The following is a 19,578-nucleotide window of genomic DNA, read 5'->3' on the forward strand; positions in this document are numbered from 1 at the left end:
CAATATCATAATCACATAAATCCTCATTATTTTATCACCACTTAAGATCTTTTTCTAAATAAAGATGGTAGTGTTTTAAATATATGATTGATACGCTAATATATTTATTTTTCCATAAAAAAATGAAAGTCCTTTCCATATTACCGGAAAGGACTTTCTTATGGTCTATTTTAAAACATGAATTGGTGTACCAAGTGCTACCTCAGCAGCTTCCATCGTGATTTCACCTAATGTTGGATGAGCATGGATAGTCAAAGCTAAATCTTCGACTGTCATACCTGCTTCAATTGCCAACCCTAGTTCAGCAATCATATCAGACGCGCTTGCACCAGCAATTTGTGCACCGATCAACACACCATCTTCTTTACGTGAAACTAATTTCACAAAGCCATCTGCGCTGTCTAGAGATAGAGCACGACCATTTGCTGCAAATGGGAATTTCGCTGAAGTAACATCAATTCCTTCTTGTTTTGCTTGTTCTTCAGTATAACCGACGCTAGCTAGTTCTGGATCTGAGAATACAACAGCCGGAATAGCTAAGTAGTCAATTACAGCATTATGCCCTCCAATGGCTTCAGCTGCAATTTTACCTTCGTAAGATGCCTTATGTGCTAATTGAGGACCCGCTACCACATCACCAATCGCATAAATGTTAGAAACGCTTGTACGGCACTGATTATCAATCTCAATGAGTCCACGATCTGTAAGCTTCACACCGACTTGTTCAAGACCCATTTCATCTGTGTTTGGCCGGCGTCCAACCATTACAAATACATAATCTGCTTCAATCTTCTTTTCTTCGCCTTTAACTTCAAAGGTTACAACTACACCATTTTCAGTTTCTTCTACACCTTTAGCCATAGCCTTTGTATAGAATTCAGCACCTTTTTTCTTCATGGTTTTCTTAACAAGGGCAGCCATTTGCTTCTCAAACACACCAAGACCTAATATCTCGTCTGCTCCTTCTAGAATGGTTACTTGAGTACCGAAGTTCGCATAGGCACCTCCAAGTTCGATTCCGATGACACCGCCGCCGATAACTACAATTTTTTCAGGAAGTTCTTGTAAATTAAGCGCACCTGTTGAATTAAGTACTCGTTTTGAGTATTTAAAAGTTGGCAGCTCAATTGGCCGAGAACCTGATGCAATAATCGCATTCTTGAAGTTGTATGTTTGTGCAGAATTTTCACCAATCACTCGTAATGAATTTCCGTCCACAAAATATGCCTCACCACGGACGATTTCTACCTTATTCCCTTTTAATAGCCCCTCAACACCACCAGTTAACTTTTTCACGATTCCAGCTTTCCATTCTTGAACCTTTGAAAAATCAACCTTTACATTTTCTGCAGTAATCCCGAATGACTCAGAGTGTTTTGCCACTTCGTAACGGTGTCCAGCAGCAATTACCGCTTTAGAGGGAATACAACCAACGTTTAAACAAACGCCGCCAATATATTCTTTTTCTACTATCGTTACCTTTTGACCTAACTGGGCTGCACGAATAGCAGCCACGTAACCGCCAGGACCAGCACCTATAACTATAGTATCAGTATCAATTGCAAAATCTCCTACTACCATTTGTTACGCCTCCATTAACAATAGTTCTGGATCGTTCAATAATCTCTTAATATGATTTAACGCATTTTGAGCTGTTGCCCCATCAATCATTCTGTGGTCAAAGCTTAATGATAATGCTAATACTGGAGCTGCTACAATTTCACCATCGCGTACGATTGGTTTTTCTGCAATTCTGCCTACACCAAGAATTGCTACTTCAGGATGATTAATGACAGGTGTAAACCATTGCCCGCCAGCAGAACCAATATTTGAAATCGTGCAAGATGCACCCTTCATTTCATTAGGAGCAAGCTTTCCATCACGCGCTTTACCAGCTAATTCATTGATTTCATTTGAAATTGAGAATACTGATTTGCGATCAGCATCTTTAACAACTGGTACCAATAAACCTTTTTCTGTATCAGCAGCAATTCCTATATTATAGTAATGCTTATGGATAATTTCACTTGTTGCGTCATCAAGTGATGTATTTAACGCAGGGAATTCACGTAAAGCACTCGTTAATGCTTTTACGATGTAAGGTAAGAACGTAAGCTTAATTCCTTTTGCCGCAGCAACCTCTTTGAATTTTTTACGATGTGCAACAAGTTTCGTTACATCGACTTCATCCATAAGCGTTACATGTGGTGCTGTATGCTTTGAATTTACCATCGCTTTAGCAATTGCTTTACGAATACCGCTCATTTTTTCACGAGTTTCAGGATATTCACCTTGTGGAATTGGAGCAGCTTTTGGTGCCTGTGGTGCCTCACCTTCCGCAGCAACTGGTGCTGGAGTTTCTGTCGCTTGTGGTGCCGTAACAGCTGCACCACCGCTTAGGAACACATCAATATCACTTTTAACAATACGGCCATTTTTACCAGAGCCAGGAACTTGTGTAATTTCTACACCTTTATCACGAGCATATTTACGAACAGATGGCATTGCTATGATTTTGCGGTTAGGATCTACTTCCGCTTGTCCTTGGCCTTGTGGGTGTGTTACTCCAATACCGTATGCAGGTGGTGCAGGCGGCGGTGTTGTTTGTCCCTCAGGAACTGCTGCAGTAGCTGGTGTAGGTGCGGCTGGTGCTTCTTGTTTTGGAGCTTCTTCAGCATGGTCGTCACCTTTGAATTGAAGGTTTTCGTAACCAGGTGCGTCAAATGTTACTAACACCTGTCCAACTGTCGCAACAGTTCCTTCAGCTACTAAAACTTCAAGCACAGTACCTTCAACAGGTGAAGGAATCTCCACTACTGCTTTATCATTTTGTATTTCGCAAAGTACATCGTCTTCCTGGACTTTATCACCTGGCTTTATGAACCATTTAACAATCTCGCCTTCATGTATACCTTCACCAATGTCAGGCATTTTAAATTGGAATGTGGTTGCGGTTGCGCTCACTGGGATTCATCCTCCTATTTTTGCATATATTTCTGCCGGTCAATAATTAGAAATAAGTGGGAAACAGTATTACTATTCCCCAACTTATATTAGAATGTTAATACTTTTTTCGCTGTTTCGATTACGTCTTTATAGTTTGGAAGCCAAACAGCTTCTGCCTGTGGGAATGGGTAAATCGTATCTGGTGCTGCTACACGCAAGACAGGTGCTTCTAAACTTAAAATAGCACGGTCGTTAATTTCAGCCACAACATGTGCACCTACACCAGCTTGTTTTTGTGCTTCTTGAACTACAATTGCACGGCCTGTTTTTTCAACAGAAGCAATAATAGTTTCGATATCAATCGGACTAACCGTACGTAGATCGATAACTTCAGCAGAGAATCCTTCCTTCGCCAGCTCTTCAGCAGCTTTTAGTGACTCATGAACCATCGCACCATAAGTAATGATGGAAATATCCGTACCTTCACGTTTCACATCTGCCTTACCAAGAGGAATAGTATATTCACCTTCAGGGACTTCTTGACGGAAAGAACGGTATAATTTCATATGCTCAAGGAAAATAACTGGGTCATTATCACGAATAGATGAGATAAGAAGGCCTTTCGCATCGTATGGTGTTGATGGGATAACTACTTTTAGCCCTGGTTGCTGTGCCATTAATCCTTCTAAACTGTCAGCGTGCATATCTGGTGTATGTACGCCACCTCCGAATGGTGAACGGAATGTGATTGGAGCACTGAATTTTCCGCCTGTACGGAAACGAAGGCGAGCAGCTTGTCCAGAAATGGAATCCATAACTTCATATACAAAGCCAAAGAATTGGATTTCTGGAACAGGTCGGAAGCCTTGTAGAGCTAGACCAACAGCTAAACCGCCGATACCTGATTCAGCTAATGGTGTATCAAATACACGATCCTCGCCGAATTCGCTTTGTAATCCTTCTGTTGCACGGAAAACACCGCCGTTTAAGCCTACATCTTCACCAAAAACTAATACATTCGGGTCATTTTTTAATTCCACACGCATTGCATCTGTAATTGCTTGAATCATTGTCATTTGAGCCATGACTTACTTCGACTCCTTTGCTGAATAAATTTCATATTGCTCTTTTAAGTTTTGAGGTAAGTCCGTATACGTAATATTGATTAGGTCCGTTACCTTTTGCTTAGGAGCAGCATCTGCTTTTTTAAGCGCGTCTTTAATTTCTTCTTTTGCTTGTTCGATTACTTCATTTTCTTTTTCCTCACTCCATAGGCCTTTCTTTTCAAGGAATTTACGGAAACGAACTAGCGGGTCTTTCTTTTCCCATTCATTATCTAATTCAGCAGTACGATAACGTGTTGGATCATCACCGGCCATTGTGTGTGGACCATATCGGTATGTTAACGTTTCAATAAATGTAGGTCCTTCTCCGTTAATCGCACGCTCACGTGCATCACGAACTGCAGCATAAACTGCTAATGGGTCCATACCATCGACTTGGATACCAGCTATACCTGCAGCAACAGCTTTTTGAGCAAGTGTTTTTGCTGCAGTTTGTTTTTCAACAGGAGTTGATATTGCAAAGCGGTTATTTTGAGCAATAAAGATTGCTGGAGCATTGTATGCACCCGCAAAGTTCATTCCTTCATAGAAGTCACCTTGAGATGTTCCGCCATCACCTGTATATGTAAGAGCAACAGCTTTAACTCCACGTTTTTTCAATCCTAAGGCAACACCTGCAGCTTGAACGTACTGGGCCCCAATAATAATTTGAGGAATCGCAACATTAACTCCTTCAGGAATCTGTCCGCCTGCTAAATGACCTCTGGACCATAAGAACGCTTGATATAATGGCAGACCATGCCATACAATTGGTGGAACATCACGATAACCAGGAAGAATAAAGTCTTCTTTTTCAAGAGCGAACTGAGAAGCTAACTGAGAAGCTTCCTGCCCTGCAGTTGGTGCATAGAATCCAAGACGTCCTTGACGATTTAAAGAAATAGAACGCTGGTCAAGAATACGAGTATAAACCATACGGCGCATTAATTCCTGAAGCTGTTCATCGCTTAAATCAGGCATTGCTGATTCATTAACGACTTCGCCTTCTTCATTTAATATTTGAAGCGTTGTAAACTGATTTTCTACAGCTTCGAGTACTTTCTTAGCATCGAGCTGAGCATTTTGGGTTTTAGATGCCATTCGTCACATCTTCCTTTCTCTCATTACAATAATGTAAAAAAATAAATTCACTCATATTAGATTACCCAAAAACCTTACACAACATTAACGATTACCTTACTTTAGTTATCTGTTGTTCTGTACTATAAATTTTTGCGAAGTTAATAGTACAATAATTAATTCCATATTGAGTTTACAACAACTCAATACACTCGTCAAATACTATGTTTTAATAATTTTACAACATGTATATATTATTAACTTAATCTCAATCTAAAAGTTCTGTACCACCTACCGATCCATTCTGTTATATTAATATATTTCACTTAGTTAACAAAAAAATCGACCACGACGGTCGATTATTTAAGCATTTTCAAGTTTAAGTCCTGCTTCTCGATAAAATTCTAGTTTTTTCTTATTGTATTGTGCAGTTAATTCATTAAATTCTTCATTTTTGTCATATACCTTTTTATAGATAGTATTTAAATTGGTAACATGATCTTCTAGCTTTTCGTACGAAACACTCTCATTTTTTAACATGAGATACAATTCTTTATCACTATCTAATGCATTTGAATATTCCTTTGTCAGTTGACTATGTACTTTATATCTATTCCTCATGATTTCCAATAGTTCAGAAGCTTTTTTCTTTTGATCATGGTCGTTTATTTCATTATTTATTTCTTCTGCCTGTTTAAATTCAGTTTTTGATGCATTGATACTGTCAATTTCCTTTTGTAAATGCTCTCTTCTTTTATTAATGATTGAAAGTGCTTCGTCAGAAAGCTTAACAATCTCATCATGCTGCTTCATACCTAGGGCCATTATTTTATTATAAATTTCCTTTTCTTGCTTTTCTAACTCTACAAGGGGCTCTTGCTGCTCCTCAAATAATTTTTCTGCTTCTACCACGTTTTCTAAGGCTTGATACATTCTTTCAGTTGTCTTTTCTTTGCTAACGCATCCAGTTAATAAGCAACTAATTGCGAAAACAGAAAAAATAATACGATTAATTCTGCCTATTGACACTTTGCAACCCCCTTAATGATTACAATTCTTACTATATCTATACTTCATATGTTTGACAATATCTCATACAACAATTAACTTTTTAAGAATTGTCTGATAGACTAATGAATATTAATATTTTAGATTTTATACAGGAGTGAATGGAATCATGTTAATGATGGATGATATCATTCGAGACGGCCACCCTACATTAAGAAAAGTAGCGACTGAAGTATCAATGCCGCCATCGGACGAAGAGAAAGCAATACTTGAAAGTCTTTTAGAATATGTGAAAAACAGCCAAAACCCTGAAATTTCTTCCCAATATGGATTACGACCTGGAATCGGTTTAGCTGCGCCGCAAATCAATGTCTCAAAGCGTATGATTGCTGTTCATCTTCATGATGACAGAGGTAATTTATACAGCTATGGATTGTACAATCCCAAAATTGTCAGTCATTCTGTCGAAAAAGCTTATTTGGTTTCAGGAGAAGGCTGCCTTTCAGTAGACGAGGAAATTCCAGGATATGTAGAAAGGTTTGCTCGAATTACGGTAAAAGGAACTTCCCTTGAAGGCGAAGAGATTAAGCTCCGTTTAAAGGGTCTTCCAGCGATTTGCTTTCAACATGAAATTGATCATTTAAATGGAATTATGTTTTATGATCATATCAATAAACAAGATCCCTTCAAACCAATTGAAGGTGCCATTGCTATCGAAAGATAAAAAATGCGCAAGTGCTCCTAGGCCCTTGCGCATTTCTCTATTTATATGAGTTTTAATTCCTTCAATCCATTCCATATTCCATCTTTCGAAACATCCGTGGTCACAATGTTCGCAAGTGCCTTAGCCTCGGGAACGCCATTCCCCATTGCAACGCCGGTTCCAACAGCTTTAAGCATTTCTAAATCGTTTAAGCCGTCACCGAATGCATAAACATCCTTTAAATCAAACCCCAACCTATCAATCATTTGTTTTATCCCTTCAGCTTTAGAGCCACCTTTTGGTAAAACATCGACTGAATATGGATGCCATCTTATAAAATCAAATTCAGGAAAATGATCAAAATAGAACTGCTCCTCACCCTCTTTACAGAATAGTAAGGATTGATAAATCTCTTTGTCGACATAGAAATTTTTGTCCTCTTCTGGATGTGGAAATAACAAGCTGCCTAAACTTGTTTCAATATAAGGATGAAACTGAGTAGTACTCTTCATGGTTAATTCGTTCATAAAAATCAACGGATGGTCTTTAGCAGTTGTTTCCTGTAGAAATCTTTTCAATTCGGTTTTGTTTAGGGGATTCTTATAAATCGCTTCATTTTCAAACACAACATACTGCCCATTGAAACTAACGTAGGAATCAATATCTAGTTCTTTTTTCAAACTTGTAAACATAAAAGGCGCTCTTCCCGTTGCAATCGCTACAAACACACCATTCTCCTTCAATGTTTGGATTGCTTTTTTCGTACTGCTAGGAAGTTTTTTTTCATGGTCGAGCAAAGTTCCATCTATATCAAAAAAAACAATTTTATTCATATAATTCTAACTCCTCTTTACTTTTATAACAGAAAAGCCCTTCTATAATTTTCCTCTTATAAACACTAACGATAACAGGAATAAATGTCAATTTATTAAACTTTCATAATTCTTCCATATTTATCCATGAAAGAAATCCTGTTTATACCATATAATATTAGTATAAAAATGATTAAATAAAAAAATTTACAATAAACTATCATGGCTTGCTTTACATTGGACAAGGATCGTTTAAAATAGGAAGTAAGGAGATGATCCACTATGTTAAAGAAGCTAAGAAAGAAGCTCTTAAAACAGTGGAACGATTTACTGCGAAAAAAATCAATTGCCTAACTACAACTTTTTTCGAGCCCTTCAAACTTGCGAAGGGCTCCTTCCTTATTGTAAATTGATTATCAGTGTTTTATTTACATATTTTTTCTAATAGGTCCAAGCCTTTACTTTTTAGGTGAAAAGTGAATTTAAATGAAAAAAATGTAATTATTTTATATAATAGAAAAAGTCATGATCGATTAAGGAGCGATTTTATTATGGTATTTAAAGTTTATTTTCAAGAAAACATCAAGGAAGTTCCAGTCAGAGAGAACACAAAGGTTCTTTATGTTGAAGGAGAATCTGTTAGGGATGTTCGAAAAAAAATAGTAGATCGTGGGTACAATGTTGAATTTGTACAAGAAGTAAGCGGAGCATTTTTAGAATATGAAAAACAAAATGTAGATTATAATGTATTGGAGATTTGATAATTTATGAAATTTGTAAAAAATGACCAAACTGCTGTCTTTGCTTTAGGCGGTTTGGGAGAAATCGGAAAAAACACATATGCAGTACAGTTTCAGGATGAAATCATCCTGATTGATGCAGGTATTAAGTTTCCAGAGGACGAGTTATTAGGAATTGATTATGTTATTCCTGATTATACCTACTTAGTAAAAAATGAAGATAAAATTAAAGGATTATTTATTACCCACGGACACGAAGACCATATCGGCGGTATTCCATATCTGTTACGAGAAGTAAATATTCCCATTTACGGCGGCAAGCTGGCATTAGGACTTATTAAAAATAAACTGGAAGAACATGGGCTATTAAGAACGGCAAAGTTAAATGTAATTCAAGAAGATGATGTGATAAAGTTCCGCAAGACATCTGTTTCTTTTTTCCGTACAACACATAGTATCCCTGATTCATACGGTATCGTTGTAAAAACCCCGCCAGGACAAATCGTCCATACAGGTGACTTCAAATTCGACTTTACACCAGTAGGTGAACCGGCTAATTTAACCAAAATGGCTGAAATCGGAAAAGAAGGCGTATTATGCTTATTATCAGATAGTACCAATAGTGAAATACCTGAATTTACAATGTCTGAACGTCTTGTTGGCGAAAGTATTGATGATATTTTCCGGAAGGTCTCCGGCCGCGTTATTTTCGCTACCTTTGCCTCTAATATTTACAGACTGCAGCAAGTTGTTGAAGCTGCAGTTGCGAACGGAAGAAAAGTTGCTGTTTTTGGACGCAGTATGGAATCTGCAATTACGATTGGTCAAGAGCTTGGCTATATAAATGCACCAAAAGAAACGTTTATCGAAGCAAATCAAATCAACCGACTCCCAGCTGACAAGGTAACCATTTTATGTACTGGAAGCCAAGGTGAAGCTATGGCTGCCTTATCTAGGATTGCAAATGGTACGCATAGACAAATTCAAATTATCCCAGGGGATACTGTTGTATTCTCATCATCACCGATACCTGGAAACACAATTAGTGTTAACCGGACAATAAACATGTTGTTCCGAGCAGGTGCTGAAGTGATACACGGAAAACTTAGTAACATTCATACTTCAGGGCATGGCGGACAAGAAGAACAAAAACTAATGCTCCGTTTGATTAAACCAAAGTTTTTTATGCCTATCCATGGAGAATATAGAATGCAGAGAATGCATGCTAAACTTGCAGTTGACTGTGGTGTGGAAGAAGAGAATTGTTTTATTATGGACAATGGTGAAGTATTAGCTCTTTCTGAAAACAGTGCGCAAGTAGCAGGGAAAATCCCTTCAGGCTCCGTTTATATTGATGGCAGCGGTATTGGCGACATCGGAAATATTGTTTTACGTGATAGAAGGATCCTTTCAGAAGAAGGATTGGTCGTTGTAGTAGTTAGCATTAACATGAAAGACTTCAAAATAGCTTCAGGTCCTGACCTTATCTCTAGAGGTTTTGTCTATATGAGAGAATCGGGCGATTTAATTAACGACGCTCAAAACCTGATTACTAAGCACTTAAATAAGGTAATGGAACGAAAAACAAGTCAATGGTCAGAAATTAAAAATGAAATTACTGATACTTTAGCTCCATTCCTTTATGAAAAAACAAAACGCAGACCAATGATTTTACCAATCATTATGGAAGTATAAGAAAAAGCGGAAGTGCCTCGTGGCGCTTCCGCTTTTCTTATTGTCTAGCTCCAGCGCCTAGGGGCTTCCGCTTTTCTTATTGCATAACTTTTCTTTCGAATCGATCGATATCTTCGTCAGTTCCTATTACAATTAATACATCGTTTGCTTGGATATCTTCATTCGGTTTTGGAGACACGATGATATCCATACCTCTTTTAATCGCTACTATATTTAATCCATATTTCTTTCGAATGTCTAAATCAATGATGGTATGACCGCTAATCTTACTGTTTGCTACGATTTCAACGATACTATGTTCATCCGATAACTCAAGATAATCCAACACACTGCTCGACGCCATATTATGAGCTATTCTTCTTCCCATATCTCGTTCGGGATGAACAACCTTATCAGCGCCTATCTTCACAAGCACTTTCTCATGATAATCATTTTGAGCTTTAACCGTAATATGATTTACTCCTAGTTCTTTTAAGATCAGAGTAGTTAAGATACTAGATTGAATATCATCACCAATCGCAACAATAACATGATCGAAATTTCGAATACCTAGACTCTTTAGTACTGCCTCATCCGTTGTATCTCCCACAGCAGCGTGAGAAGCTATCATCGCGTAGGCATTTACTCTTTCTTCATTTTTATCAATTGCCAGTACTTCAAAACCTTCATCTGAAAGTGTACGACAAATACTGCCTCCAAAACGGCCAAGTCCTATTACTGCAAAATTTTTCTTCAACTAAAACTCCCCCAGCAAAATCAATTAACCATTTTCATTTTATCATATCCAAATTAGTTGAATATACTTATTTATCCGTTACTATTTTTGTTGTGCACTTTCTTGAAGTATAGGTAAATGAAAACCGCTGCCACTGCTACGATTACCAATATTGGCATATTACCGACAATTAAAACAAATAACCCTGAAATAGCTGCTAAAAGCATGTTTGTGCTTTTCATAAATTGTTTTTTTGTTTTATCCCAAGTATTAAGGTTTTCATCTTCAAGATTTGGTACTATAACCTTATTTTCAAAAAGTGATACATGAACGGTAGATAATGAAGTCTGATTTTCTAAGTATTTCATTCTTCCTTGAATCGTTTCAATTTCCTCTTGTACTGCAGCGAGGTCTGCTGAGATTTTCAAAAGATCTTCTGTCTTTTGTGCTGATTGCATAAACGATGTTAACCGTTCCTCCACTACTCTTTTTGCCTTTAGTCTTGAGTCAAGGTCAACATACTCTTCGGTAACATCTGTACCGGTAATATTCCTCTGTAGAATCTCAGCTGCCTGCCCCTCAGCATCATGCAAAAAGGCTTGGAAATTTTTTTGAGGAATGCGAACAGTAATATGCCCGCTTACTTGTTCTACACCGTCCTTAGGACACATTGGATTCAGAGATATAGCCGCCTAGTTTTATTACCTGTTCCTCAATTTTTTGCAATGTTTCTTCGAATTTCTTTACACGAAGCTGTAAATCTGCTTGATAAATGACCATTTGGTTAGGAGCTTCTAATTCTGCCGGAGCTGCTTTCTCTTGTTTTGCATGATTATCCAATGATACTTGTGACTTTTCTTCCATAGCAGGCTGACCAGAATCCATTGCCGTACTACTGTCACTACTCTTCTTTAATTCTTCACTTTTACTGCTCGAACTGCAGGCAGCTAGGAAAAGAATCAGAGAAAGTATGACAATAAATTTGATTACTTTTTTCATTTCGGTAACCCCCTCTTGCCTATTTATAAATACCGACGTTAAAAAATTAGGATGGTTACATAAAAATAAAAAGACTGCTCGTTTGGTTACGAACAGCCCTTCATTGTTTATTCTGTTTTTTCTAATTCATCCAGTACACGGTTAACTCGCTTTTCAAGCATTTTCATGCCGCTGCCGCCTGCTTGGAAGTGGCGGAGTTTGCCTTCACGGTCGAATACGTAATAGGCAGGGACATATTGATTTTCAAATGCTTCTGTTAGTTTATGTTCACTGTCAACAAAAATCGGCTGATTGATTCCATGCTCTGCAGCCACCTGCTTGATTTGCTCTAGGTCTAAATCCTCTTCAGATCTAGGCATATGAACAGCCACCACATTTAATTTATCTTTATATTGATCTCGGAATTGATTAACTTGCGGCATAGCCTCTTTACATAGGTAACAGCTGACTGACCAGAAATGAATAAGTGTTGGTTTATCACCCACTAAATCATCTTTTGTGACTTCTCCATTTAACCATTCAACGGCACCAGTTAATTCCGGCATTGGCTCACGTAGTTTCATGACATATCCCCTTTTTAAAAAAGACCTAACTCGGAAGGTTAGGTCTATCTTATTAGACTAAAGTATTAAGCATTAAGAGTAGCTTGTCCTGGTTTCCAGTTTGCCGGGCATAAACCGCCAGTTTGTAATGCTTGAAGTACACGCAATGTTTCATCTACATCACGGCCGATGTTGTTGTGGTTAACGACAGAATACATTAATTCACCTTCTGGGCTGATAATAAATAAGCCGCGAAGTGCAATTCCTTCTTCTTCAATTAAAACGCCATAGTCGCGTGCAACAACGTGGTTAGTGTCTGCAGCTAATGGATAGTTTAGTTCACCAAGGCCATTGTTTTTGCGGTCTGTATTAATCCATGCAAGGTGTGTATGTATTGTATCAGTAGAAGCACCAATAACAACTGCATCAAGATCATCGAATTCTTCATATCGATCAGAAACTGCAGTAATCTCTGTAGGACATACAAAAGTGAAATCCATTGGATAGAAGAATAACACAGTCCATTTGTCATTTTTCATGTTTTCTTCAAGGCTGACTTTTCCAAATTCTTTGTTCGGTAATACGGCATCCATTTCAAATCTAGGTGCTTGCTTAGCTACCATGCGTTCTGGCATGCTTAATCCCTCCAATTAGTTTAATAAATAGTCCCTTAATTGGTTTACCCCATCTACTTATAGAATAAACGACAATATGTAACAATCTTTTCTAATTTTCAGTTTAACATTTTTATACAAGAGAATAAACTAATACGCTCTTAGAATATGTGTCGCATCAATTTCCTTTAAATGTGATATAGCTGGTGAGTATATTGATTGCAACCTCTATTGCCTCTTCCTTTGGATTTAATTTGGCATGATGCAGTCCATAAGGTGAGTCCACTCCGAGCCAAAACATTAATCCAGGAATTTCCTTCAACATGTAACCGAAATCTTCTCCTGTCATCGCTTCTTGACATTCAATGACATTAATAGAAGTCTGTGTTCTCATAAATTGAATAAAATCTTTTGTTATTTCCTCATCATTGTATACCTGGTGGTACATCGCACCGTAATCAATCACTGCTTCACATTCAAAACTAGTCTCTATACCTTTTACCACTGCATCGATTCGTTGTTTAACCTTATCCATTGAATCATCAGAAAGTGTACGAATCGTTCCTTCGAGTCTTGCCTTTTCAGCTATAATATTTTGCACGGTTCCGCTAGTAATTTTGCCAATCGTTATGACAGCACTATCTAATGGATTAACATTGCGTGAAATGATGGTTTGAAGTTGTCCGACAAGTGAGCAAGCAGCTATTACCATATCATTCGTTAAATGCGGATATGCAGCATGCCCTCCCTTACCTTTTAGGTCAATAAACAGCTCTGATGTATTTGCAAATAATAACCCTTCTTTTAGGGCAATGGATCCAACAGGATACTCTGGTGCGATATGTAAGGCAAAAATAATATCTGGCTTCCATTCCTGCATAATGTCGGATTTTAGCATGGGTTCCGCTCCGCCGGGTCCCTCTTCTGCAGGTTGAAAAATAAATAAAATGTTATCATCAATTGGATTATCGACAAAGTGCGTTAACACACCTAGAGCAATACTCATATGAAAATCGTGACCGCAAGCATGCATTTGTTCCGCATGCGTTGATGAGAACTCTAGATCCGTTTCTTCGACGATTGGCAAACCATCAATATCTGCCCGATAACCAATTGTTTTTCTTGGATTTAAACCATGAACTTTAACGAAAAGACCCGTTTTCCATTTTTTTATGGATAATCTCTCTTGTGATAGATTTTCTATATACGATAATAAATAAGCTTGTGTTTTATATTCTTGAAATCCTAATTCAGGAATTAAATGCAAATCACGTCTGATTTTTATAAAAGGGTTCATTCTATCACTCCTTTACTAGAAAGAAAGCGTGGAGAGTATCCACGCTTTCCATTTTCCTTAAGTTTATAACTGGCGAAGCTCTTGCATAATTTCCGTTTTAGATTTTGTTTTCTCATCAATATCCTTAATTTTTCTAGCAGGGGTTCCAGCTACGACTGTATAAGGAGGAACATCCTTCGTAACCACTGCACCAGCAGCAACCACTGATCCTTGTCCAACTCTAACTCCTTCTAACACCACTGCGTTTGCACCAATTAGGACATCATCTTCGATAATGACAGGTTGTGCGGATGGTGGTTCGATAACACCAGCTAGAACTGTACCAGCACCAATATGACAGTTCTTTCCGACAGTAGCTCTTCCACCAAGTACAACACCCATGTCTATCATGGTTTTTTCGCCAATAACTGCTCCAATATTAATAACAGCACCCATCATGATTACTGCATTGTCGCCAATTTCAACTTGGTCACGAATCGTTACGCCTGGTTCGATTCGGGCATTAATATTTTTAGTATTTAATAATGGAATCGCTGAATTACGGCGATCATTTTCCACTACGTAATCTTCAATCTTTGCTTGGTTTGATTCTAACGCCGGGTTAATGTCAGACCATTCACCAAAAACCACACCAGTATTACCATTAATAAAAGTTTTAGAATTGCTTCCAAAATCGATACCTTCTAAATCACCTTTCACATAAACCTTTACAGGTGTTGATTTTTTGCTGTTTTGAATAAAAGAAATAATTTCGTTTGCATCCATCATTTTCATATAGTCTTTACCTCCAAATATAATTAAAATTTACTTTACCAAAATAAAGTGTTGAAAACAAGAAAAATGAATATAAATCATTCGTTGCTTTGATTACTATGTTCTTTAATGAGATCCACGAACGCTTGTACTTGTTTGAGCTTAAAAGAAGATTCGTACGCTAGTAACCAAGTATCACGTTGAAGAGATTCACCATTTTCATCTAATAACGGAATTTTATAAATTTCTCTTTCACTATTATTCAACGTTATGCCCGGTAAGATTGAATATCCTAAACCATTAAAGGTTAATTGCTTACATGTCTCAATTTGATCGACAACAATGGTTCTTTTGGGAGAGGTTTTGAATTGGCGCATCCACCAATCTTGTATTTCTTGATAATAATTAGAATCACTTTTAAATTGGATGAAAGGTCTGTCTGTTTCCAATAACTGTTCGGGTCTGGTAATATCACGATCAACTAAAAAGAGCGGATCGCTGAATAGTTTAATTTTAACCCCTTTCCAGTCTGGCATTCCTCGAATAATACCAATATGTACTTGATCATCATATAAACTTTTCAGTATTTCACTGCTCCATCCAGTAATTAGTGATATCCTTGCTTGCGGATAAGTATCGCTATATTTTTTTAAAACGGGCGGCAGCCAATTTTGACCTACGATTGAAGCCACTGCAATTTTTAATGTTCCTGATACACCCGATTGAAGGGAGTGTATTGTTTCCCGAACCTTTTCTTCTTTACCAAGAACTTCGTTTACAAATTGAATGACATGTTCACCTGCAGGGGTGAGGGCAAGTCCTTTCTGTGAGCGGATAAATAGTTTCGTTCCCCACTCTTTCTCTATGGTTTGCAGCCGTTGTGACAACGCTGGCTGTGATACGAAAAGCCTCTCCGAAGCTTTACGCATGTTCATCTCTTGAGCTAGTACAGATAATAAGTGAAATTCAGATATAGAGGACAAAACCATCCACCTTTATACTTTATTAAACATCACTATCTTATTATATAGAGAAAATTAAAAGTTTTCATTACTAAGCTTTATTTTTATTAGAAAAAAGCCCTGCATATTATGCAGAGCCATGTTTTTGTTTTGGAATGAAAGATATTAGGATTAAACTTATTATGGCAAAGGTAAGGACGACATAATATACCCAGTGTAAGGATTGAGTAAGACCTTCCTGCAGTAGTTCTTTCACATTTATATGTAATTCTGCCCGTTCTTTATCCTTTAATAACAGGTTAACTGAATCCACTGATAGTTTTTCTTCTGTACTGCCAGCATTTGCACTTAGATAGTTTGCAAGTCGATTATTAAGAATTCCTCCAAGTAAAGCTGCGCCAATAGTGTTTCCTAGATTCCGCATAAACATATTAGCAGCGGTTGCTGCCCCTCTTTGCTGCCAACTTACAGTGCTTTGAATTGAAACAATAAAAGCAGTTGACGTTAAACCCATACCAACACCAACAATAAAAGAACCTGCAGCCGCCCAGAGAGGTCCTGAGGAGGAAGTCATGGTAACAAATACTACACTGCCAATGATTAAGGCTGCAGCGCCAATAAGGGAAGTTTTACGGTATCCTATAGAATTTAACATCTTTCCAGAAAAAGTAGACGCAATCGGCCAGCCAATAGACATCGCTGTTAGTGTAAACCCCGCAACAATCGGTGATTGTTCCATTACCCCCTGTACAAATGTAGGAAGAAAACTCGAAATTCCAATCAGCATGATTCCTGTGGTTAAACTTGTTACATTGGCTATGAAAATAGACCGTTCCCTCCAAATATTAAACGGCATGACAGGTTCTTTCGCGCGGCCTTCATGAACAACAAAGATACTAATAGTGAACATAAATAGGACGGCTAAACTCATGATTTGCCAGGAACCCCATGACCATCTTCCTCCACCCTCAACGAGTAAAAACATTAATGATGAGATAGAAATAGTTAATAAAAACGTACCTATGTAATCGATTTTGTGTTTTTTCTTCTCAACGTTTTCATGTAAAAAGACTCCTATACCAATCAAAGAGAGTATCCCCAGTGGAATATTGATCCAAAACACATAATTCCAGCTTACATACTGAACAAGTAACCCACCCACAGCTGGTCCCGTGACAGCAGAAATTCCCCATACACTTGCTAGGTAACCCTGGACTTGCGCCCTTTCTTCAGCTGAATAAATATCGCCTACTATAGTGGTGGCGATAGGCGTAACAGCTCCTGCCCCAAACCCTTGGATTAACCGAAAAAGAATAAGGGATTCCATCGACGTGGCAAATCCGCAAAGAATGGATCCAATTAGGAAAATAATGATTCCGATAAAGAGAATAGGTTTTCTACCGAATAAATCTGATAATTTACCATAAATTAGCACTGTTACCGCATTCATCAATAGATAAGCTGAAAACACCCAACTATAGAGAGTAAAGCCTCCTAAGTCAGCCACAATTGCCGGCATGGCTGTTGAAACAATCGTTGCTTCTATCGCTCCCATGAACATGGCAAGCATGACTGCTGCTAGGACAAGTGGTCTATTTGTCTTTCCTCTTTTAGGCTGGGAAATCGGAGCACTCACTTTCACACCACTACTTTCTCGACTGAAAATAATACAGCCCCCTTTTGGGAGCCTTATTTATCACTTTTATTCATTTTATTAACAGCTAAATTTAACTGCGTTAACACAGTACTTCTCGGCAATATACCTTCGAAATACCCATCCTCTGTGTCTACACAAAGAAAGGGATGATTTACTAAGAGCCGAAGACAGGTTCTGATGGAAGCAGTATTTTTAACTCGAGGTACAGATGCATTCATTACTTCTTCCACTCTTTTTTTTTCAAGTTGTTCAAATTCTATTCTTTCTAGACCGAGAATCGAATCCATTATAATTGGGGTACTAATTAGACCGTGTAATTTGTAATTAGGATCTAATACAGGTATTGCCGTATATCCACTCTTCGTTAAAACTAATAAGGCATGTTCAAGGTTATTTCCAACCTGTACATGAGCAACCCGCTCAGATGGAATCATTAACTTTCGTATATCTATCTCTAAAAATTCTCCACTGTGAAGACTTATCATCGCCGAAAACTCCTCAATGTTTGTTATACCACATGTATATTCTACCATAGTTTTTGAAGAACTGGGTTTTTTTATAATAAAACAGAAAAAGATAGGAACCGTTACCGGTTCCTACTGGATTAAATCAAAAATTTCGATTGTGATCATGTCAACATTATCAAATTGATAACGCTTTGGCTTTTCCTTTTCATTATATATTTCCAATTCAAATGTTTCTGTTTTTGGATGAAATGTTACCTGACACTTTCTTTCGCCATTCACTTCGAAATAGCGTTGTGCCGGTTCACCTCCATTAGACTGTTCCTGAAGGTTTTTTAACCGGGTTAATATCCCTTGAAGCTGTGACATATGCTCCGTCTCCTTTCAAACACAAGCAAACTTTCTACTGTTATGTTTCTCTTTTAGCCTATTTCTATCCTTATGGATTATTTCCAGAAAAAATCCCAATAGCAAATATGCCAATATTAAAAGAATAAAATAACAGACAGCATTTGTCCAAATAAAAATGAAGAAAATGGGAACTTTTTTTCAATAGGCTTTATCAATAATCGATTTAGGGATATTATCATATAAATATTCATCCACTTTCCAACCGCCATCGACTTTCTTTAACAATACACCCTCGTAATGGTCTGTGTAACTTACTGGCCCATGTGTTGTGGAAGGGAAAAATTGTAGAACATAAATGCTTTCTTGGAAGATGACTACTTTTGTTTCTTCTGAGTAATGGAAAAAGGGAATATAATAAAAGGCAAAATCTGAGCCATATGTAACAAATTTACCGTCTTCTTCAAAAATATTCTCTTTCCAAAACATTTTTTGATATTTTTCAGTAAAATAAGGGCTTAAAACATCAATGATTTCTTCCTTTGTTCTAGTTTGATCACTAAGGGAGATTTGGGCTTGAAAGGCTTCTTGCAAGAAACTAAAAACATCATTTTTATTGCTTAGATGATCTTTAGCGTTTGGAGACAAGGGTATTAATAATAGTACAACGAGGAGCATCAGCAAGGTTTTCTTCATTTCCTTTTCCCCCTGTTCATGAAAACTCAAGTTATTATTCATTTTAACAACAAATATTCCATCGAAAGAGATAAATAAATCGCAAAAAAACAGCAGTAAAAGACATTTAATCACAAATTATTCGATTATTTATTCATTCCCCCCCCGAAAAATCTTTATAAAAAATAGGCCTCTAAATGAGGCCTTATCGTAAAAAGGTAATTGCACAAAAAAGGATGATAAAAAGAACCAAGGCAAAAAATATACCATATGACAAAAATATTGGGTTGCTAGAATAAATATGTTTTTGTACTGGCTTAGGAATAGTTGAATCAATTTCTCCTTCAACAGCTTTTTGTTTTCTGGCAACAACCAGTGTATAAACAAGCGAAACCGCAAGAACACCAACAATAACGATGGATAGTGCATTAACAAAAAGATTCATGAGCGATTTCTCCTTTAATA

The 19,578-nt window shown here is 37.4% G+C and carries 22 protein-coding genes; 3 read left to right on the forward strand and 19 right to left on the reverse strand.

The window, feature by feature from the left end; all coding sequences use genetic code 11:
* Window positions 1-165: 165 nt before the first annotated feature.
* The 5 genes from lpdA to QFZ28_RS21455 all read right to left on the reverse strand — a co-directional run bounded on the left by lpdA (window position 166) and on the right by QFZ28_RS21455 (window position 6,158).
* Window positions 166-1,581 (reverse strand): dihydrolipoyl dehydrogenase, encoded by a 1,416-nt coding sequence (gene lpdA / locus QFZ28_RS21435; protein WP_307196531.1) that lies wholly within the window; start codon window positions 1,579-1,581, stop codon window positions 166-168.
* A gap of 3 nt (window positions 1,582-1,584) precedes the next feature.
* A complete protein-coding gene (locus tag QFZ28_RS21440; RefSeq protein ID WP_307197089.1) occupies window positions 1,585-2,931 on the reverse strand; it encodes a dihydrolipoamide acetyltransferase family protein in 1,347 nt (448 codons plus the stop codon).
* 122 nt (window positions 2,932-3,053) lie between these two features.
* Window positions 3,054-4,031 carry an alpha-ketoacid dehydrogenase subunit beta gene (locus QFZ28_RS21445; RefSeq protein ID WP_307196532.1) on the reverse strand — a complete coding sequence of 326 codons (978 nt, stop codon included), beginning with the start codon at window positions 4,029-4,031 and terminating at the stop codon, window positions 3,054-3,056.
* Between the two features lie 3 nt (window positions 4,032-4,034).
* Window positions 4,035-5,150 carry a pyruvate dehydrogenase (acetyl-transferring) E1 component subunit alpha gene (pdhA, locus tag QFZ28_RS21450; protein ID WP_307196533.1) on the reverse strand — a complete coding sequence of 372 codons (1,116 nt, stop codon included), beginning with the start codon at window positions 5,148-5,150 and terminating at the stop codon, window positions 4,035-4,037.
* 342 nt (window positions 5,151-5,492) lie between these two features.
* Window positions 5,493-6,158, reverse strand: a complete 666-nt coding sequence (locus QFZ28_RS21455) for a YkyA family protein (protein WP_307196534.1) — start codon at window positions 6,156-6,158, stop codon at window positions 5,493-5,495.
* A 148-nt stretch (window positions 6,159-6,306) separates the two neighbouring features.
* Between QFZ28_RS21455 and def the strand changes: the two genes are divergently transcribed.
* Window positions 6,307-6,861: a peptide deformylase gene (def, locus tag QFZ28_RS21460; protein WP_307196535.1), complete on the forward strand. Its 555-nt coding sequence runs from the start codon at window positions 6,307-6,309 to the stop codon at window positions 6,859-6,861.
* A gap of 41 nt (window positions 6,862-6,902) precedes the next feature.
* On the opposite strand, the gene QFZ28_RS21465 is transcribed toward def, so the two are convergent.
* Window positions 6,903-7,673, reverse strand: a complete 771-nt coding sequence (locus tag QFZ28_RS21465) for a Cof-type HAD-IIB family hydrolase (protein ID WP_307196536.1) — start codon at window positions 7,671-7,673, stop codon at window positions 6,903-6,905.
* Between the two features lie 530 nt (window positions 7,674-8,203).
* Between QFZ28_RS21465 and QFZ28_RS21470 the strand changes: the two genes are divergently transcribed.
* Both QFZ28_RS21470 and rnjA read left to right on the forward strand, forming a co-directional pair.
* Window positions 8,204-8,413, forward strand: coding sequence for a DNA-dependent RNA polymerase subunit epsilon (locus tag QFZ28_RS21470; RefSeq protein ID WP_307196537.1), 210 nt, complete (start codon window positions 8,204-8,206; stop codon window positions 8,411-8,413).
* Between the two features lie 6 nt (window positions 8,414-8,419).
* Window positions 8,420-10,087, forward strand: a complete 1,668-nt coding sequence (rnjA, locus tag QFZ28_RS21475; protein ID WP_307196538.1) for a ribonuclease J1 — start codon at window positions 8,420-8,422, stop codon at window positions 10,085-10,087.
* Between the two features lie 76 nt (window positions 10,088-10,163).
* Here the strand turns inward: rnjA and QFZ28_RS21480 are convergent, their stop codons facing one another.
* From QFZ28_RS21480 to QFZ28_RS21540, 13 genes are all read right to left on the reverse strand, one after another.
* Window positions 10,164-10,823, reverse strand: coding sequence for a potassium channel family protein (locus QFZ28_RS21480; protein WP_307196539.1), 660 nt, complete (start codon window positions 10,821-10,823; stop codon window positions 10,164-10,166).
* A gap of 71 nt (window positions 10,824-10,894) precedes the next feature.
* Entirely contained in the window at window positions 10,895-11,473 is a 579-nt protein-coding gene (locus QFZ28_RS21485) for a DUF4349 domain-containing protein (protein WP_307196540.1), read from the reverse strand.
* A complete protein-coding gene (locus QFZ28_RS21490; protein ID WP_307196541.1) occupies window positions 11,463-11,801 on the reverse strand; it encodes a DUF4349 domain-containing protein in 339 nt (112 codons plus the stop codon). Before QFZ28_RS21490 ends, QFZ28_RS21485 begins: the two co-directional genes overlap by 11 nt.
* Window positions 11,802-11,908: 107 nt before the next feature.
* Window positions 11,909-12,364 (reverse strand): TlpA family protein disulfide reductase, encoded by a 456-nt coding sequence (locus QFZ28_RS21495; protein ID WP_307196542.1) that lies wholly within the window; start codon window positions 12,362-12,364, stop codon window positions 11,909-11,911.
* A gap of 65 nt (window positions 12,365-12,429) precedes the next feature.
* Window positions 12,430-12,978 carry a peroxiredoxin gene (locus QFZ28_RS21500; protein ID WP_179158453.1) on the reverse strand — a complete coding sequence of 183 codons (549 nt, stop codon included), beginning with the start codon at window positions 12,976-12,978 and terminating at the stop codon, window positions 12,430-12,432.
* Between the two features lie 157 nt (window positions 12,979-13,135).
* Window positions 13,136-14,254 carry an N-acetyldiaminopimelate deacetylase gene (locus QFZ28_RS21505; protein WP_307196543.1) on the reverse strand — a complete coding sequence of 373 codons (1,119 nt, stop codon included), beginning with the start codon at window positions 14,252-14,254 and terminating at the stop codon, window positions 13,136-13,138.
* A 63-nt stretch (window positions 14,255-14,317) separates the two neighbouring features.
* Window positions 14,318-15,028, reverse strand: a complete 711-nt coding sequence (gene dapD / locus QFZ28_RS21510; RefSeq protein WP_307196544.1) for a 2,3,4,5-tetrahydropyridine-2,6-dicarboxylate N-acetyltransferase — start codon at window positions 15,026-15,028, stop codon at window positions 14,318-14,320.
* 77 nt (window positions 15,029-15,105) lie between these two features.
* Entirely contained in the window at window positions 15,106-15,990 is an 885-nt protein-coding gene (locus QFZ28_RS21515; RefSeq protein ID WP_307196545.1) for a LysR family transcriptional regulator, read from the reverse strand.
* Between the two features lie 106 nt (window positions 15,991-16,096).
* Window positions 16,097-17,539 (reverse strand): MDR family MFS transporter, encoded by a 1,443-nt coding sequence (locus QFZ28_RS21520; protein WP_307197090.1) that lies wholly within the window; start codon window positions 17,537-17,539, stop codon window positions 16,097-16,099.
* A 119-nt stretch (window positions 17,540-17,658) separates the two neighbouring features.
* The gene (cbpB, locus tag QFZ28_RS21525) at window positions 17,659-18,111 is read right to left on the reverse strand and encodes a cyclic-di-AMP-binding protein CbpB (RefSeq protein WP_307196546.1); all 453 of its coding nucleotides are present in this window, start codon (window positions 18,109-18,111) and stop codon (window positions 17,659-17,661) included.
* Between the two features lie 111 nt (window positions 18,112-18,222).
* A complete protein-coding gene (locus QFZ28_RS21530) occupies window positions 18,223-18,459 on the reverse strand; it encodes a YkuJ family protein (protein ID WP_045515459.1) in 237 nt (78 codons plus the stop codon).
* Between the two features lie 180 nt (window positions 18,460-18,639).
* Complete coding sequence (locus QFZ28_RS21535) at window positions 18,640-19,134, reverse strand: DUF3993 domain-containing protein (RefSeq protein ID WP_307196547.1); 495 nt, start codon at window positions 19,132-19,134, stop codon at window positions 18,640-18,642.
* Window positions 19,135-19,318: 184 nt separating this feature from the next.
* Window positions 19,319-19,558, reverse strand: a complete 240-nt coding sequence (locus QFZ28_RS21540) for a hypothetical protein (protein ID WP_307196548.1) — start codon at window positions 19,556-19,558, stop codon at window positions 19,319-19,321.
* Window positions 19,559-19,578 lie beyond the last annotated feature (20 nt).

The organism is Neobacillus niacini, assembly GCF_030817695.1.
In the GTDB taxonomy this organism is placed as follows: Bacteria; Bacillota; Bacilli; order Bacillales; family Cytobacillaceae; genus Neobacillus; species Neobacillus niacini_F.

Excerpts from the sequence above, each read along its gene's own strand:
- dapD (WP_307196544.1), bottom strand. The coding sequence starts at position 15,028 with ATGAAAATGATGGATGCAAACGAAATTATTTCTTTTATTCAAAACAGC.
- QFZ28_RS21495 (WP_307196542.1), bottom strand. The coding sequence starts at position 12,364 with ATGAAACTACGTGAGCCAATGCCGGAATTAACTGGTGCCGTTGAATGG.
- QFZ28_RS21465 (WP_307196536.1), bottom strand. The coding sequence starts at position 7,673 with ATGAATAAAATTGTTTTTTTTGATATAGATGGAACTTTGCTCGACCAT.
- QFZ28_RS21445 (WP_307196532.1), bottom strand. The coding sequence starts at position 4,031 with ATGGCTCAAATGACAATGATTCAAGCAATTACAGATGCAATGCGTGTG.
- QFZ28_RS21535 (WP_307196547.1), bottom strand. The coding sequence starts at position 19,134 with ATGAAGAAAACCTTGCTGATGCTCCTCGTTGTACTATTATTAATACCC.
- QFZ28_RS21530 (WP_045515459.1), bottom strand. The coding sequence starts at position 18,459 with ATGTCACAGCTTCAAGGGATATTAACCCGGTTAAAAAACCTTCAGGAA.
- def (WP_307196535.1), top strand. The coding sequence starts at position 6,307 with ATGTTAATGATGGATGATATCATTCGAGACGGCCACCCTACATTAAGA.
- rnjA (WP_307196538.1), top strand. The coding sequence starts at position 8,420 with ATGAAATTTGTAAAAAATGACCAAACTGCTGTCTTTGCTTTAGGCGGT.
- QFZ28_RS21505 (WP_307196543.1), bottom strand. The coding sequence starts at position 14,254 with ATGAACCCTTTTATAAAAATCAGACGTGATTTGCATTTAATTCCTGAA.
- QFZ28_RS21440 (WP_307197089.1), bottom strand. The coding sequence starts at position 2,931 with ATGCCTGACATTGGTGAAGGTATACATGAAGGCGAGATTGTTAAATGG.
- pdhA (WP_307196533.1), bottom strand. The coding sequence starts at position 5,150 with ATGGCATCTAAAACCCAAAATGCTCAGCTCGATGCTAAGAAAGTACTC.
- QFZ28_RS21500 (WP_179158453.1), bottom strand. The coding sequence starts at position 12,978 with ATGCCAGAACGCATGGTAGCTAAGCAAGCACCTAGATTTGAAATGGAT.
- QFZ28_RS21540 (WP_307196548.1), bottom strand. The coding sequence starts at position 19,558 with ATGAATCTTTTTGTTAATGCACTATCCATCGTTATTGTTGGTGTTCTT.
- lpdA (WP_307196531.1), bottom strand. The coding sequence starts at position 1,581 with ATGGTAGTAGGAGATTTTGCAATTGATACTGATACTATAGTTATAGGT.
- QFZ28_RS21470 (WP_307196537.1), top strand. The coding sequence starts at position 8,204 with ATGGTATTTAAAGTTTATTTTCAAGAAAACATCAAGGAAGTTCCAGTC.
- cbpB (WP_307196546.1), bottom strand. The coding sequence starts at position 18,111 with ATGATAAGTCTTCACAGTGGAGAATTTTTAGAGATAGATATACGAAAG.
- QFZ28_RS21485 (WP_307196540.1), bottom strand. The coding sequence starts at position 11,473 with ATGTGTCCTAAGGACGGTGTAGAACAAGTAAGCGGGCATATTACTGTT.
- QFZ28_RS21520 (WP_307197090.1), bottom strand. The coding sequence starts at position 17,539 with ATGCTTGCCATGTTCATGGGAGCGATAGAAGCAACGATTGTTTCAACA.
- QFZ28_RS21490 (WP_307196541.1), bottom strand. The coding sequence starts at position 11,801 with ATGAAAAAAGTAATCAAATTTATTGTCATACTTTCTCTGATTCTTTTC.